The 14,465-nt window shown below is 60.4% G+C and carries 14 protein-coding genes and 1 pseudogene; 8 read left to right on the top strand and 7 right to left on the bottom strand.

From position 1 onward, the window contains the following. Positions 1-56: 56 nt before the first annotated feature. On the top strand, positions 57-1,268 hold the full coding sequence (locus ACYP2A_RS06965; protein ID WP_459743933.1) for a CaiB/BaiF CoA transferase family protein: 1,212 nt from the start codon (positions 57-59) through the stop codon (positions 1,266-1,268). Then, positions 1,265-1,660, top strand: a complete 396-nt coding sequence (locus ACYP2A_RS06960) for a VOC family protein (RefSeq protein WP_459743931.1) — start codon at positions 1,265-1,267, stop codon at positions 1,658-1,660. The genes ACYP2A_RS06965 and ACYP2A_RS06960 overlap by 4 nt, the downstream gene beginning before the upstream one ends. On the opposite strand, the gene ACYP2A_RS06955 is transcribed toward ACYP2A_RS06960, so the two are convergent. Then, positions 1,626-2,030, bottom strand: a complete 405-nt coding sequence (locus ACYP2A_RS06955; RefSeq protein ID WP_459743929.1) for a RidA family protein — start codon at positions 2,028-2,030, stop codon at positions 1,626-1,628. The two genes, ACYP2A_RS06960 and ACYP2A_RS06955, sit on opposite strands and share 35 nt — an antisense overlap. A 114-nt stretch (positions 2,031-2,144) precedes the next feature. Between ACYP2A_RS06955 and ACYP2A_RS06950 the strand changes: the two genes are divergently transcribed. Together ACYP2A_RS06950 and dapA are read left to right on the top strand one after the other, a co-directional pair. After that, complete coding sequence (locus tag ACYP2A_RS06950) at positions 2,145-3,065, top strand: LysR family transcriptional regulator (RefSeq protein WP_459743928.1); 921 nt, start codon at positions 2,145-2,147, stop codon at positions 3,063-3,065. A gap of 295 nt (positions 3,066-3,360) precedes the next feature. Then, positions 3,361-4,242, top strand: a complete 882-nt coding sequence (gene dapA, locus ACYP2A_RS06945) for a 4-hydroxy-tetrahydrodipicolinate synthase (protein ID WP_459743927.1) — start codon at positions 3,361-3,363, stop codon at positions 4,240-4,242. A 38-nt stretch (positions 4,243-4,280) separates the two neighbouring features. On the opposite strand, the gene ACYP2A_RS06940 is transcribed toward dapA, so the two are convergent. The 4 genes from ACYP2A_RS06940 to ACYP2A_RS06925 all read right to left on the bottom strand — a co-directional run bounded on the left by ACYP2A_RS06940 (position 4,281) and on the right by ACYP2A_RS06925 (position 8,946). After that, a complete protein-coding gene (locus tag ACYP2A_RS06940; RefSeq protein ID WP_459743926.1) occupies positions 4,281-6,293 on the bottom strand; it encodes a DUF262 domain-containing protein in 2,013 nt (670 codons plus the stop codon). A gap of 70 nt (positions 6,294-6,363) precedes the next feature. Next, positions 6,364-6,888: a GrpB family protein gene (locus ACYP2A_RS06935; protein ID WP_459743924.1), complete on the bottom strand. Its 525-nt coding sequence runs from the start codon at positions 6,886-6,888 to the stop codon at positions 6,364-6,366. A 35-nt stretch (positions 6,889-6,923) separates the two neighbouring features. Then, the gene (locus tag ACYP2A_RS06930) at positions 6,924-7,433 is read right to left on the bottom strand and encodes an AAA family ATPase (RefSeq protein ID WP_459743923.1); all 510 of its coding nucleotides are present in this window, start codon (positions 7,431-7,433) and stop codon (positions 6,924-6,926) included. 1 nt (position 7,434) lies between these two features. Continuing rightward, positions 7,435-8,946 (bottom strand): methylenetetrahydrofolate reductase C-terminal domain-containing protein, encoded by a 1,512-nt coding sequence (locus ACYP2A_RS06925; protein ID WP_459743921.1) that lies wholly within the window; start codon positions 8,944-8,946, stop codon positions 7,435-7,437. A 213-nt stretch (positions 8,947-9,159) separates the two neighbouring features. Between ACYP2A_RS06925 and ACYP2A_RS06920 the strand changes: the two are divergent. Together ACYP2A_RS06920 and ACYP2A_RS06915 are read left to right on the top strand one after the other, a co-directional pair. Then, a pseudogene (locus tag ACYP2A_RS06920) lies at positions 9,160-10,257 on the top strand (5-methyltetrahydropteroyltriglutamate--homocysteine S-methyltransferase); the annotation flags it as partial. Positions 10,258-10,508: 251 nt separating this feature from the next. Further along, positions 10,509-11,045: a glyoxalase superfamily protein gene (locus ACYP2A_RS06915; protein WP_459743920.1), complete on the top strand. Its 537-nt coding sequence runs from the start codon at positions 10,509-10,511 to the stop codon at positions 11,043-11,045. A 3-nt stretch (positions 11,046-11,048) separates the two neighbouring features. On the opposite strand, the gene ACYP2A_RS06910 is transcribed toward ACYP2A_RS06915, so the two are convergent. Further along, positions 11,049-11,531 (bottom strand): NUDIX hydrolase, encoded by a 483-nt coding sequence (locus tag ACYP2A_RS06910; protein ID WP_459743918.1) that lies wholly within the window; start codon positions 11,529-11,531, stop codon positions 11,049-11,051. Positions 11,532-11,654: 123 nt separating this feature from the next. On the opposite strand from ACYP2A_RS06910, the gene thpR reads away from it, so the two are divergent. Continuing rightward, positions 11,655-12,245: an RNA 2',3'-cyclic phosphodiesterase gene (gene thpR, locus ACYP2A_RS06905; protein ID WP_459743916.1), complete on the top strand. Its 591-nt coding sequence runs from the start codon at positions 11,655-11,657 to the stop codon at positions 12,243-12,245. Here thpR and ACYP2A_RS06900 read toward each other — a convergent pair. Further along, the gene (locus tag ACYP2A_RS06900; RefSeq protein ID WP_459743915.1) at positions 12,242-13,114 is read right to left on the bottom strand and encodes a LysR family transcriptional regulator; all 873 of its coding nucleotides are present in this window, start codon (positions 13,112-13,114) and stop codon (positions 12,242-12,244) included. The genes thpR and ACYP2A_RS06900 overlap by 4 nt on opposite strands. Positions 13,115-13,289: 175 nt before the next feature. On the opposite strand from ACYP2A_RS06900, the gene ACYP2A_RS06895 reads away from it, so the two are divergent. Next, entirely contained in the window at positions 13,290-14,459 is a 1,170-nt protein-coding gene (locus ACYP2A_RS06895; RefSeq protein ID WP_459743914.1) for a mandelate racemase/muconate lactonizing enzyme family protein, read from the top strand. Positions 14,460-14,465 lie beyond the last annotated feature (6 nt).

The raw sequence follows: 14,465 nt of genomic DNA, 5'->3' as shown, positions 1-14,465 counted from the left end.
GACCTGCTCATTTTGGAGAGATGATCCGGACATCTCCAACAAGAACGGTAAACGTCATGAGCCTCCCCCTCCAAGGCATCAAGGTGATCGAAATGGGCCAGTTGATTGCCGGTCCCTTCGCCGCAAAGATGCTCGCCGATTTCGGCGCCCACGTGATCAAGATCGAGCCGCCGCTTACCGGTGATCCGCTGCGCAAATGGCGCTTGCTGCACAACGGCACCTCGGTGTGGTGGGCGGTGCAGTCGCGCAACAAGCAGTCGCTGACCCTTGATCTGCGCCAGGCCGAGGCGCATGAGGTGGTGAAAAAGCTGGTCAAGGACGCCGATATCCTGATCGAGAATTTTCGCCCCGGCACCCTGGAAAAATGGGGGCTGGGCTGGGAGCAGTTGTCGGCGATCAATCCTGGTCTGATCATGCTGCGCGTGTCCGGTTACGGGCAGACCGGGCCGTATCGTGACTTGCCGGGGTTCGGCGTGATCGGCGAGGCGATGGGCGGGCTGCGGCATCTTTCCGGCGAGCCGGGGCGTACGCCGGTGCGGGTCGGGGTGTCGATTGGCGATTCGTTATCGGCGCTGCATGGGGTCATCGGTGTGCTGCTGGCCTTGCGTCACCGCGAACAGCAAGGCGGTGCCGGGCAGCAGGTCGATGTCGCACTGTACGAGTCAGTGTTCAACATGATGGAAAGTCTGATTCCCGAGCAATCGGTGTTTGGAACCGTCCGGGAGCCGGCCGGCAGCAGTTTGCCCGGTATTGCGCCGAGCAATGCCTATCGTTGCCAGGATGGCAAATACGCGCTGATCGCCGGCAATGGCGACAGTATTTATCGCCGTTTGATGGAAGGGATCGAGCGTCCGGACCTGGCCAACGACCCTGAACTGGCGCACAACGATGGCCGTGTGCGCCATGTGGCGCGCATCGATGCGGCGATTTCGACCTGGACCGCCGAGCGCTCGCTCGATCAGGTGGTGGCCGCTTTGCAAGAGGCGGATATTCCGGTGGGCAAGATTTATGATGCTGCCGACATCGCCGCCGACCCGCATTACCAGGCCCGGGACATGCTGCTGGCCAGCACCCTGGATGACGGCACCCCGGTGACTTTACCGGGCATCGTGCCCAAACTGACGCTGACACCGGGCCGCGTTCGGTCCCGAGCGCCGACGCTGGGCCAGCACACCGACATCGTGCTGGACGGGCTGGGTATCGATGCCACGACCCGCGAGTCGTGGCGGCAGCGCGGCCCTTATCTGAAAACAGGAGTGCAGACATGATCGACCATCTTGACCATCTGGTGCTGACCACCATCAACCTGCAGGCCTGCAAGGATTTCTACGTGCGCGTGCTGGGCATGCAATTGGAGACCTTTGGCAGCGGGCGCCTGGCCTTTCGCTTCGGCGAGCAGAAAATCAATGTGCATGTGCGCGGGCATGAGTTCGAACCCAAGGCGCACCTGCCGGTGCCCGGCGCGCTGGACCTGTGCTTTATCGCCAGCGTCAGCCTGGATGAGGTCATCGCCCAGTTGCATACCCAAGGCTGGCCGATCATTGAAGGCCCGGTGCAGCGCACCGGCGCCACCGGGCCTATTCGTTCGGTCTATGTACGTGACCCCGACCTGAACCTGATCGAGATCAGCGAGCGACTGGAGCCGGTGCCTGGGCAATAACCTTGATCTCGAAATCAAACCCGTAAAGCCACGTCACCCCGACTGCCGTCACGGTCGGGTAGGGGGCCTCGCCCCAGTATTCGGCCACCACCTGCCAGATGGTTTCGAAGGTCGATTGCGGGTCGACCATGAACACCGTCACATCCACCGCATCGGCGAAGCTGCCGCCGGCGGCTTCAAGGATCGCATTGAGGTTGTCGAAAGCGCAGCGCACCTGAGCTTGCAGCTGTGGCTCTTTCGAGCCGTCTTCGCGGCTGCCGACCTGGCCTGACACGAACAGGAAACCATTGGAACGGATCGCTGGCGAATAGCGATTTTTCTCGTAAAGCGCCTGGCGGCCTGCGGGGAAAACAACGTCACGTTGGCTCATGGGGAGTGTCTCCATCGGTAAGTGATGGAGAAGACTTTAGAGTGGGCTGCCAAGTGGATAAACTCGCAATTCCACCCATCACTGTTTGCAAATCGCAAACAATCAGGAGCCGCCTTGGACCGTTTCGATGCCATGCAGGCCTTCGCCCGTGTCGTGGAAACCGGCAGCTTCACCAAGGCTGCCGACACCCTGCACCTGAGCAAGACCAGCGTCACGCAACTGGTGCAGCAGCTTGAGGCGCGTCTGCGGGTGCGACTGCTCAATCGCACCACGCGCAAGGTCAATGTCACCGCCGATGGCGCTGCCTATTACGAGCGGGTGGTGCGCCTGCTGGCCGAGATCGACGATGCCGAAACCAGCCTGTCCAGCGCTTCGGCCGCGCCGCGTGGGCGGCTGCGTGTCGATGTGCCCAGCCCGCTGGCGCGCATGGTACTGATTCCTGCGTTGCCGGACTTCTACGCGCGTTATCCGGACATCCAGCTCGACATGGGCGTCAGTGATCGCAAGGTCGACCTGATCGATGAAAACGTCGACTGCGTGGTGCGTGGCGGTGAATTGACCGATCAGTCGCTTATGGCCCGTCGACTGGGCGACCTGCACCTGGGTGTCTATGCGGCGCCCGGGTATCTACAACGTGTCGGCACGCCCGGCCACCCTCGTGAGCTTGAAGACCCTCGGTTGCGCATCGTCGGCTATCGTTGGGCGCGCACTGGCAAGGCGTTTCCCTACGCGCTGCAACGCCACGGCGAAACCCTCAACATCACCGGCCACAATGCCTTGATGGTCGACGACGGCAACGCCTATCTCGCGGCGGGCTTGGCCGGTTTGGGGATTCTCTGGCTGCCGGACTACATGGCTAGAGGGCACGTACGCAGCGGCGATCTGGTGCAACTGTTCAGCGACTGGCAGCTCGATGTCATGCCGATGTACATCGCCTGGCCGCCGAACCGGCATGTGAGCGCGAAGTTGCGGGTGTTTATCGAATGGGTGGTCGAGGTGGCAGGTGAATGGATACCGGGGCAGGGTGCTCACTAACCCGTTGACAACATTGTGAAGGATTGCGCATGATCTGCCGGCACTTTGCTATGCAACGGATCCCCAATGCTTTCCAGCCTTGACCACTCGCCGATTCAGCCGGGCTTTCCTGCCCAGGCTAGCGCGCGCGTGGCCGTTGCCAATAAATCGAAGAAACAGTCGCTCATTTGACCGGGGCGCGCTGTCCCGTCAGATGGGCTGACAGGACACAAGGCGCCAGGCAAAGCTTCCCCTCGCACCCCCTCCCGCATTCCTTCTGACGGTGACCTGAACGGTTAGCCACAGGAGATTTTGCATGTCCGCTTTTCGAGGTATCTGGGTGGCGCTGGCCACACCGTTTTGTGATGGAGAAGTCGATTTCGACGCGCTGCACGCCTTGGCAGGCAAGCTGCTGGACGACGGTGTTCGAGGCCTGGTGGTCTGTGGCACCACCGGTGAGGCGGCCGCGCTCAGTCACGACGAACAACTGGCGGTGCTCGATGCCGTACTGCAACGGGTGCCGGCACAGCAAGTGATCATGGGCCTGGCCGGCAATAACCTGCGTGAGCTGCTGGCGTTCCAGCAACAGGTCCAGCAACGCCCACTGGCCGGCCTGCTGGTGCCGGCGCCTTACTACATTCGCCCGTCGCAACAGGGTATTGAGTCATTCTTCAAGACCGTGGCCGATGCCGCCACGGTGCCTCTGGTGCTGTATGACATTCCGTATCGCACCGGTGTGCGCATCGAGCGCGAGACCCTGCGCCGCATCGTCCGCCATCCGCGTATCGCAGCGGTGAAAGACTGCGGGGGCGACCTTGAAACCACCACCGCCCTGATCGCCGACGGCCACGCCGAAATTCTCACCGGCGAAGACCTGCAGATCTTCAATAACCTGTGCCTGGGCGGCGCGGGGGCGATATCGGCCTCGGCGCACATCCGCGCCGACCTCTATGTGGCCATGCAACACCAGATCGACAACGGGCAACTGGTTGCGGCACGCGAGACGTTCTACCGGCTGCTGCCGTGGATCGGGGTGGCCTTTGCCGAGGCTAATCCTGCGGTGATCAAGGCGGCTCTGGCACAGCAAGGAATTATTCGGGATGAACTGCGTGAGCCGATGCAGCGGTGCTCGGCACAGACGCTGGAGCGGGTTAAAGGCGTGCTGGCTGAGTTGGGGGGAGTGCAGGCGGCGGTGTAACAGTGAGGCGAGTGGCCGTCTCGGCCACTCGCCAGTGTTCAACCTTTGGCTTTCAAGCTGCGCAGTGAAAACTTGCCCATTTTGCCTTCTATGATCGCGTCGCTTTTCAAGCCGAAGCACAGGGGCAGATAGCTCTTGAGATCGTCAGGGGTTTCGCTCAAGCGGATATCCCAGCGTTGCTCGATGAATTTCAACAGGGTAATGCCGCGCACAGCGATGCTTTGTACGTTCCAGTCCTGAAATTGCTGTGAGACTTCGGTGGCCGAATAGCTGGCATTACGAAAACGCACGCGCTTGCCGCTCTCTTCACGTTGTTTCTTGATTCTGTACGCCTCGTTGGAGGCGGCCGAATTGCTGCTGCGCGAGAGCAATAACAGGTTGCCGAGCGAGTTTTGCAAGGCCTTGCTCAGTTTGCCGCCCCGATCCGAGCGACGGTCGAAGGGAATGTGATGGTCCCAGTATTCTTTGCCCGTGCCAGAAGGCGTTTGCGGGTAAATATGTTCGACCGTCTCGTCAAAGTGGAAGTCGGCCCAGGCCAGCTTGGGTGGGTGATTGCCATCGAGCTGGAAGCGGGCTTCGTACTCAAACAAGGCCAGACGGGTGAAGTCCCACTTGTAGTAGCCCTCATCTTTCTGAAAGCGTTTCTCGATGCTGTTATGCAAGCTGGTCAGTGAAAAAATGCCGTCCTGCTCAAAACGCTCGTCAAAAGAAACATCCGAGCCAGGGTGAGCGTTGCAAATGGAGGCTTTAATCCATGCAGTGGCCAAGTGGATCGCTGTTTCGCTATCCGTATTGCGCATGCTTTCTTCATCGAACAGAACACCAGTACGTTCGGGTTTGAACAGTTCATACGCCAACCCATCCATCTGCGCCCGGGAATACGTACTGCGGTTACCCAACAGGCGAAACACCACCACGACAAAACGTTCGATCTGCTCCAGCAGCGGAGCAAGGCATGCCAGTGTCGAGGCAAATTCGCCGGGTCGGGTCGTGGCCCCGGACGTGGTGCTTGCCACGCGCAGGCACGCCGAAAGAATCAGCGATTTGAAGTAGGCGAACCCTGCATGGGACAACCTTTCAAGGTGCTTTTGAAGGGCTTTGGGCAATTGTTCCGGTGCATGGATATGTGACCACCACACCGCACCGACTTCCAGGCTCTGAACGTATTCGCCGATGCTGGAAAAACTGAGGTCCTGGTTGCCCGGCGAAAACTCGGTGTCCAGCAGGACCTTGTCCAGCCAGTCGGCTTCACGAGTACGCTTAAAGTATGCCGTGGCATGTGCGCGGAGGAATTCGTCGTCGTGATCTTGTGTCTTTGTGCTTCGCCCCAGAGCGCGATAGATACCTTTCCAGGCGCTATGGATCTGATCGCGTAGTTGCTGCGAAGCATCGCTTGGGGCTTGGAGAATGGTCGTCAGATAGATCAGGCGATTTTTCAGCAACTCCATTTTCGACAACGACCGACCTCGATTATTCAGCGTCTCGAAAGCCACATGAATGTCGAAAGTTGCAGAAACTTCAAGAACGAACAGACAGCATTTTTCCAGCAGTGTGTTCAGCGTCTCAAGGGCTTGCGCTGGCGGCAACTCCTGAACCCTATGCGCAAACCACGCTGCAGCGGCCTTGAGGTTCAGCGCATAACTGGAGGCGTCGCGGGTGAGTCTGGCTTCAATCGATTTCACCCCTGACACGTAGAAACTGAAATAGTCTTGAAACTCTGGGTCGCCACTGAAGGTGATGGGATAACCCATTACCGATTCGCCCAGGCGAACGCGCAACGCATTGGCGAAAATCATGGCGGTAACCAGACGTTGCTGGCCGTCGATGACTTCGATGCGCTGCTCACCCGACTGCGTGTCGAGCCTGCGAACCAGCATCATGCCGGTAAAGTGTTGACGCGCCTCGTTCTGCCCAACATGTTCGATATCTCGCCAGAGTGCCTGCCATTGAGGCTCGGACCACGAGTAGCCACGCTGATAATCAGGGATTTCAAAACTGAATTCGCTGAGGAGTTCGCCAAATTGGCGCAAGTTCAGATCACTGGAGCCCATTGTTTATCCTTGACTTCATCCCTTGATTGGGCACGCGGCGCAGGATAAGTATTTTGTGCATCAGGTGCCATCATTCTTGCCGAGCTTTAGCAGCGTGGGGCCAGGCTTGCATAACAGTGTCGATAAACGGCGCCTTCCTGGCCAGATACTCGCCGATGCCTCCGGTATTACTGGCCTCCAGCTCAAGCTTCAGATCCTGGTATTGCTGACGGATGCTTGCATCACGGCGCAGTAGATCGCGAAATCTCAACATCCACTCGATCTGGATGTGGCCGTTGATGCAGACATGAATCTTGTGAGTGCGCACGCCATTAACATCGCGACGATAGAAGTGATGCCCCGGTGATAAATCGCTGCCGCGTACATAGCCCAGCCCCTGCAGAAAACCGTTGCGTCGAGCCTCATCGCAATGCTGCTCGACCACTACCAATACATCGATCTCAGGCTTGGCGGCCAGCCCTTCGACGGCGGTACTGCCGGCGTGATGGATAGCCATAAGCTCAGAGCCAAAGGCTTTGGTGACCTGCTGTCGGGTGACCTGAAAAAGCATTGGCCATTGACTGTCGTAAAGGGAAATCTGGCTGGTGAGTGCCATTGTTTGAGTCATCCTTGAGCCTGGATATTCGGGCGCTAAAGTTTATCGGCAAAAAACCGCTCAACAATCACCACAACCGCCTCATCCGCCGTCACCAACGCCGTATCTAGCGTAAACGGCACCTTATCCCATGGCTCATATTCATGGCGCAGCACCGATGCCCAGTCTGGCGGGGTCAGTCCCTGAATATCGGCTTTGCGACTTTCAACCCGACGCTGATGCTCACCGGCATCCGAGCAAATAATCTGGATATCCACCAGCGCCACCCCCGCCGCAAGCGCAATGTCCCGCCAGGCCTGTCGGCTTTCGGCCACCGGGTTGACGCAGTCGACGATGACCCGCTGGCCCAGTTGCAGATTGCTCAAGGCCAGCGCATTGGCGACGCCATAACCGCTGGGGCCGACATCGTGGGCCAGTACGGCGGCGTTGCGGATGGCTTGTTCTATGGCGTCGATGCGCAGATACACCGCGCCGGTGGCGAGCGCGAGCTGGCGGGCGATGGTGGTTTTGCCGGTGCCAGGCAGGCCGCTAAAGACGATCAGCATGTCAGAGGGATTCAGAGCGGGTGGGCTGTGGATCATAGCTGTCTGTGGGCGCAAGCGGTGCATCTTCGGCCACCGATGCGGTTGCATCGAACCAGCCTGGCCAGGAACTGCGGTGTCGGTTGCCGGCTTCGACACACGGAATCAGGCGTTCGGTGAGCACCGCCGTTTGCCCCACCGCCTTGGCCGTGCGGTATTTGATGCTGTGAATGCATTCGCGGTCGCCGAACTCGCAGCGGTTGAGTTTTGTGCCGCCGCACGGTCCGTTGGCCAGGCCTTTGGGGCAGCTTTCCGGGCAGATGTACAAGGTGTCTTCAAGGCGGCATTGGCCGCAGGTGTCGCAGCCGACCATGGGTCGTTTGACGCTGCGCTCCAGCCGGTGCAACCAGCGTGCGCCGGTGGGGCCGGACCACAGAGGGCGGCGCACGCCCCAGCCGAATGCCTTGCTCAGCCATGTCGTACGGCTGAACACCTGATGATGCAGGCTTTCGAGCAGGTGATAGCGGGCCTTTTCTTTGCGCGAGGCGCTGACGCTGGAGTCGCCCGGTTGCCAGGTTTCTCCCGGTGGATGAAACGTTACGGGCGGCATGCCTTGTACCTGCCAACTGTCCTGCCAGGCCGTAAACCATTGCTCCAGCGTGGTGATCTGCTCTTTCCATTCATTGATGGCCTGCTCCAGCGCCTGCAATTGCGCCAGATCAGGAATGCCTGACAGTTCGACCCCCGCGTAACCCATCAATTTCAGACCGACAACTTGCAGACCCAGACGGCTGACACTGCGTTGCTGGGCGTAGGCCTTGGACACCTCGGCCTCTGCGGCGAACGCCTCGCGCATGGACGGGCTGACCACTGTGCCGGCGACATGCTCAAGCATGTTCGCGCGACCGACGGTAAGTCCCATGATGCAGGCCAGCAGTGGCTTGGGTGAAGGTTGCTGGCGCATCCAGGCCAGCGCCTCAAGGTGCTTTTGCGCGTCGAAGCCCAGTTGCAGCGTCAGAAAGTCTGCGCCCGCCGCCAGTTTTTTCTGAGCCTTGAAGTATTGCGCGCCGCCTTCTTCCTCACGGTATTTGAACGGGTTGAGCGCTGCGCCCAACAGCCAGTCCGGGCGCGCCTGGCGGACGATCTGCAAGGCCGGCACCGACTCCAGATAGCGCACCGGTTGCTGCCCCGGCTCATGGCCGGGCAAGCGGTCGCCGCTGATGATGAACAATTGCTCAAGGCCCAGGCTGTCCATGCGTTCGAGCTGGCCAAGCAGGTCGTGACGCTCCCGGTCCTTGCCGGAAAAATGCACCAGTGCAGGTGCGGGCTCGGTCAACCGGCTGAAGGCGTCCAGCGGCGCAAGGTCGAAACGGCTGCCGACCCGGTCGGCAATGGTAGCCAGCATCGGCCAGCCACTCAGCGTCGGTCGCTGCATCAGCGCTTCAAAAGCCTCGAAGCTCTTGGCCGACGGCTTGGGCACGAACTCCACCAGGCAAATGAAGTGCTGCTCGTGCAATGCCTGTTTCAACACATTCATAGATCAAGTACCGGATCGGATCGCAACGGGCAGTGTGCGGCATCTGCACAATGTACCCATGTCCGAAAGCGCATGAAACTGCTCTGAACAAGACACCTATGCGACATGGAACATGAATGGATCTTGAGTTGATCATAAATATAATGAGTTTGTCTCAAGCATCCCGGCCATCGAGAATCCGCTCATTGAATGATTTCGGTAGAGGATGGCTACATGGCTTTGGCACATAACCTGGGATTCCCGTGCATTGGCGGTGGTCATGAACTGAAGAACGCTCAAGAGGCCTTCTGTAAGGGCGATCTCGACGAAGCAGGCTTGCGTGCCGTAGGCCGTGATTTGCGTGCAGCTCATTGGCAGATGCAAAAAGATGCCGGTATCGAACTGCTGCCGGTCGGCGACTTTGCCTGGTACGACCACGTACTGACCCATTCGCTGACCTTCGGTGTGATCCCGCAGCAATTGCGCCATGGCGCTGAAAAGCCAACCCTGCACACCCTGTTCGCCATGGCTCATGCCCAGAAGATGACCCGGTGGTTCGACACCGATTACCACTATCTGGTCCCGGAATTTACCGCTGATCAAGCGTTCAGCCTGAGCTGGGAGTCGTTGTTCGAAGAGGTGCAAGAGGCCAGGGATCTGGGCCATGCGGTCAAGCCGGTGGTCATCGGCCCGCTGACTTACCTGTGGTTGGGCAAGACCCAAGGCGCCGATTTCGACACGCTGGATCTGGTCGACCGCCTGTTGCCGTTGTACGGGCAGATCTTCCACCGCCTGGCCGGGCAGGGCGTGGAGTGGGTGCAGATCGACGAGCCGATTCTGACACTGGACCTGCCGCAAGCCTGGAAAAACGCCTATGAACGCGTCTACAACATCCTCCAGCGCGAGCCGCTGAAGAAGCTGGTCGCCATCTGTTTTGGCGGCCTGGAAGATAACCTCGGCCTGGCCGCCAACCTGCCGGTCGACGGCTTGCATATCGATCTGGTGCGGGCGCCGCAGCAGTATCCGGTGATTCTTGACCGTCTGCCGGCCTACAAGATTCTGTCGCTGGGCCTGGTCGACCGCTGTGGCGCAGGGCGTAGCGACCTCGACAAGGCGTTGGCGGTGGTGCGTCATGCGCATGAGCGTCTGGGCGATCGTTTGTGGCTGGCGCCGTCGTGCTCGTTGTTGCACAGCCCGCTGGACCTGGTATGTGAGGGCAAGCCCGACAGCGAACTGAAAAGCGGGTTGGCCTTCGCCGTGCAAAGGTGTGAAGAAGTGGCGCTACTGACCCTGGCCATCCATCAACCCGATGCGCCTGAAGTGAGCCGTGCGGCTGGGTGCAGAGCTTCGGCTCACGCTGCGTGAAACCGGCGCTGACTTGAGCCGCCCGGTGCTGTGCAAGGCGGCCGGTTTTGCATTGTGCGCCAGTGGTGTACGATCACCCCCGGCCCATGCTGCCCGCCGCTCGCCCCTTGCCGGGAAGGTGAAAGCATCTTGAACGACACCCCGAACTCAACCGCTTCTTTGCAGCGTCGAGGCTCGGCAATGCGAGCACCGAAAGGCCTTGGCCCCAAGGAGCTGTAATGATTTCAATCGAACAGGCCAAACAGATGGCCAAGCGGCTGCGCGCCTCACTGCAGACGCCGCTGCAAGAGGTATCGCACTCCACCGCCCTGGAACTGGTCGCCCGGCAATTGGGTTACAAGGACTGGAACACGGCTTCGGCTTTGCTCAGTCCTGAGCCGGCGCCCACGGGCGTGACCTTTGGCAAAACCATTCCGGTGCTGCGCAGTTTCGACGAAGCCAAGGCGCGGGAGTTTTATCTGGATTTCCTGGGTTTCGGCGTCGAGTTCGAGCACCGCTTCGAGGCCGGTCTGCCGCTGTACCTGGGCCTGGTTCGCGCAGGCCTGCACCTGCACCTGTCCGAGCATCACGGCGATGCCAGCCCGGGCGCGACGGTATTTATCCCCACGCAGCACATCGTGCAACTGCGCGATGAACTGCTCGGCAAACGTTACAGCTACGGACGACCGGACATCGTCGAGCAAGGCTGGGGCAAGGAGTTGCAGGTCTACGACCCGTTTGGCAATCGTCTGCGGTTCTGCGAATACCTGGACTGACCGTTACGCCGCTGCAGTGCTGGATGATCCGCCGGCTGTGAATACTCCGGCTGTTTCCAGCATGGCGATCAGTGACTCAGGCCACACGGTTTGCCGGGTGGTTCTCAGTTCTTCGGCGGACCACCAGTGGTGATCGGCCATCACCAGCGTCTCATGCGCTGTCCACTCGTCACTGCACAGCGTCTGAGCCTGCGCGTGTACCACAAAATACTGCTCGACCGAGATGACCCACTCGCCATCGGGCAGTTGCATCTCGAAGCGCCGATACGCCACCGGTTCGCCCACCGTCTCGATGCGTATTCCGGTTTCTTCGCGCAGTTCGCGTATTGCGGCCTGTTCGAATGTCTCATCCTGTTCCAGTCCGCCACCGGGTGTGGCCCAGTAATCATCCCCGGCCAGTGCACCTTCGGTGTGTCGAAAGCGGAACAGCAGAACGTTACGGGCGGGGCTTGCGATTAACAGCCGTGCTGATTTTCTTTCGCGCATTTACGCTATTTCCTGTAAGCCAGGCAAGACGGCGGCGCATTGTAGCCCAAGCGTCCCTCCTGTTAGGGTGCCTGTTGGCCAGTCATGGCTTGGCTAGCGCACCTATGCTCTGGAGCTTTACCGATGAACACCAACGATTTTGTCTCGACCGAGCCCTTGAAGCGGCTGTTTTTCGCCTTGCCCTGCGAGTCTGCGCAGCGCAAGGCCATTTCCCGCTGGCGTACCGACCTGCGCTTGCGCAGCGGCCGCCCGGTGCCGGCCGAGAATTTTCACCTGACCCTGATGTTTCTCGGCGCGGTCGGCGTCAAACAGATTCCGGCGATTCTTGAAACCGCCGCACGCCAGCGCCCGCTGACGTCCCGGCTGACCGTCGAGCTGGATCATCTGGATGTCTGGCGCCGCAGCCAGGCCTTGGTACTGACCGCGCAATACGCGCCACCGACCCTGTTGCGCTGGGTCTACGACCTGCAACAGGCGATGCTGCCACTGGGCCTGGAGCTTGATGCTCAGGAGTTTCGCCCGCACGTGACCCTGATGCGCGATTACCGTGACCCGGTACCTGAGGCAATGGCTGAGCCTGAGTTTCTCTGGAGTGCACGGGAGTTCGTGTTGTACGAGTCATACAAGGGCCGTTATCAGGCGCTGGGACAGTGGCCGCTGGTGCAAATCCCTGCGCTCAGTGAGCGCGCGCCACCGCTGCGTCATCCTTTTTAGAGAAGCCCCTCCCAGAACGCTTCGGCAAACGGTGGCAGCGGGGCTACCGGGCGGGCCAGATGAATCTCCAGTTCGATGTCCCAGCTTTCATCCAGCGCGCGGACCAGCTTGCCATCGGCGCGTTCCTGCTCGGTCAGGCTTTTCGGCAGCCAGGCCACACCCTTGTTTTCCAGCGCCATCGAGGTCAACACCGCCGCCAGATGGCTGCTGAACGAAGGCTGCAAATGCAGGTAGCCGGCCTTGTCCTGTAACTGCTGCTCCAGAATCCGCCCCAGGCCCGATTCCCGGGTGTAGGCCAGGTAGGGCAGGGTTTGCAGGTCGGCGCCAAAGTCGGCGTCGGCGCCCATCAGCGGGATCAGCGTGTCGACACCCACCGCCTTGCTCAAGTACTGCCCGAACGGCAGTTTCGGCGGCACCTGCGGGTGGCGATGGCTGAGCAAGAACTGTACCTGGCCGTGCATCAGCATGCGCTCGCATTCGGCCATGCTGTCCGATTGCAGCCTGACGGCCTCGATCGGAGCACCCCGCCCAAGCTGGCGAATCCACTTGGGGAAAAACGTGAACGACAGCGAGTGGGTGGCGGAAAATTTCAGGCTCTTGGCCGCCGTGCCGGCCACTTCGCGGGCTTCTTCGCGAATCCGGTAAAGCCGCGTGGCCGCGTCCTGAACGCTGCCCAGCACATGCTCACCGGCCAGAGTCAGGGTGGCGCCCTGAAAGGTGCGTTGAAACAGCTCGACACCCATCCATTGCTCCAGCGCCCGGATGCGCCGGCTGAACGCCGGTTGCGTTACATGCCGCGCTTGGGCTGCACGGATAAAGCTGCCGTGCTCGGCCAGGGCGATGAAGTCTTCAAGCCAGACGAGTTCCATAGGTGATGCTGACCTTGCATGGGGTGAACGTTTTATAGCATGGCTAAATTAAATACCCCGCGATGGGTGCGCTGCAAGGCCATGCCGAAAAGGCATTGCCTGCTTCGATAACAGCATTATCGGCCATGCGCGGATGCGCCTAACGTTGCCTCCATCACAACAAGAGGACAGCGCCATGCGCATCGTTGATATTCGCGAAAAGACCGTTTCCATTGCCTCGCCCATCGCCAATGCCTACATCGACTTTTCCAAAATGACCTGCTCGGTCGTGGCGGTGGTCACCGATGTCATTCGTGACGGTAAACCAGTGATCGGCTACGGCTTCAACTCCAATGGTCGTTACGGCCAGGGCGCGTTGATGCGCGACCGCTTTCTGGCGCGCATCAGCGAGGCAAAGCCTGAGTCGCTGATCGACGAAGCCAATGACAACCTCGACCCGTTCGCCATCTGGAAAACCCTGATGACCAACGAAAAGCCCGGCGGTCACGGTGAGCGCTCGGTCGCGGTCGGCACCATCGACATGGCGGTATGGGACGCGGTGGCCAAGATCGAAGGCAAGCCGCTCTACCGCGTATTGGCCGACCGTTACCGCAACGGCGTGGCCGACGACAAGGTGTGGGTCTACGCCGCCGGTGGCTACTACTACCCCGGCAAGGACCACACCCAGCTCAAGGCCGAAATGCAGAGCTACCTGGATCGCGGCTACGACGTGGTGAAAATGAAGATTGGCGCCGTGCCGCTGGCCGAAGACCTGTCGCGCATCGAAGCGGTGCTGGACGTGGTCGGCAGCGGCCGGCGCCTGGCCGTAGACGCCAACGGCCGGTTCGACCTGAAAACCGCCATCGCCTACGCCGAAGCGCTCAAGCCTTACGACCTGTTCTGGTACGAAGAGGCCGGCGACCCGCTGGACTATGCCCTGCAAGCGGAACTGGCCAACCACTACGACTTGCCGATGGCCACCGGCGAAAACCTGTTCTCGCACCAGGACGCCCGCAACCTGCTGCGCCACGGCGGCATGCGCCCGGACCGCGATTTCGTGCAGTTCGACTGCGCGCTGTCGTACGGCCTGGTCGAGTACCTGCGCACCCTCGATGTCATGCAGGAGCTGGGCTGGTCGTCGCGCCGCGTGGTGCCGCACGGCGGTCACCAGATGTCGCTGAACATCGCCGCCGGCCTGCACCTGGGCGGCAACGAATCCTACCCGGACGTGTTCCAGCCCTTCGGCGGCTTTGCCGATGGCATTCGCGTCGAGAACGGCTATGTCGGCCTGCCGGACATTCCGGGTGTGGGCTTCGAAGCCAAGGCGGCGCTGTATGAAGTGATGCGCGAGCTGGGCGAGCGTTAATCGGTT

It is taken from the genome of Pseudomonas sp. 3A(2025), from assembly GCF_054589175.1.
This window is presented reverse-complemented; position numbering and strand designations above follow the sequence as displayed.

Bases quoted from the DNA above. Each gene is read 5' to 3' on its own strand.
- thpR (WP_459743916.1), top strand. From the start codon at position 11,655: ATGAACACCAACGATTTTGTCTCGACCGAGCCCTTGAAGCGGCTGTTT.
- ACYP2A_RS06915 (WP_459743920.1), top strand. From the start codon at position 10,509: ATGATTTCAATCGAACAGGCCAAACAGATGGCCAAGCGGCTGCGCGCC.
- ACYP2A_RS06930 (WP_459743923.1), bottom strand. From the start codon at position 7,433: ATGCTGATCGTCTTTAGCGGCCTGCCTGGCACCGGCAAAACCACCATC.
- ACYP2A_RS06895 (WP_459743914.1), top strand. From the start codon at position 13,290: ATGCGCATCGTTGATATTCGCGAAAAGACCGTTTCCATTGCCTCGCCC.
- ACYP2A_RS06925 (WP_459743921.1), bottom strand. From the start codon at position 8,946: ATGAATGTGTTGAAACAGGCATTGCACGAGCAGCACTTCATTTGCCTG.
- ACYP2A_RS06955 (WP_459743929.1), bottom strand. From the start codon at position 2,030: ATGAGCCAACGTGACGTTGTTTTCCCCGCAGGCCGCCAGGCGCTTTAC.
- ACYP2A_RS06935 (WP_459743924.1), bottom strand. From the start codon at position 6,888: ATGGCACTCACCAGCCAGATTTCCCTTTACGACAGTCAATGGCCAATG.
- ACYP2A_RS06940 (WP_459743926.1), bottom strand. From the start codon at position 6,293: ATGGGCTCCAGTGATCTGAACTTGCGCCAATTTGGCGAACTCCTCAGC.
- ACYP2A_RS06965 (WP_459743933.1), top strand. From the start codon at position 57: ATGAGCCTCCCCCTCCAAGGCATCAAGGTGATCGAAATGGGCCAGTTG.
- ACYP2A_RS06910 (WP_459743918.1), bottom strand. From the start codon at position 11,531: ATGCGCGAAAGAAAATCAGCACGGCTGTTAATCGCAAGCCCCGCCCGT.
- ACYP2A_RS06900 (WP_459743915.1), bottom strand. From the start codon at position 13,114: ATGGAACTCGTCTGGCTTGAAGACTTCATCGCCCTGGCCGAGCACGGC.
- dapA (WP_459743927.1), top strand. From the start codon at position 3,361: ATGTCCGCTTTTCGAGGTATCTGGGTGGCGCTGGCCACACCGTTTTGT.
- ACYP2A_RS06960 (WP_459743931.1), top strand. From the start codon at position 1,265: ATGATCGACCATCTTGACCATCTGGTGCTGACCACCATCAACCTGCAG.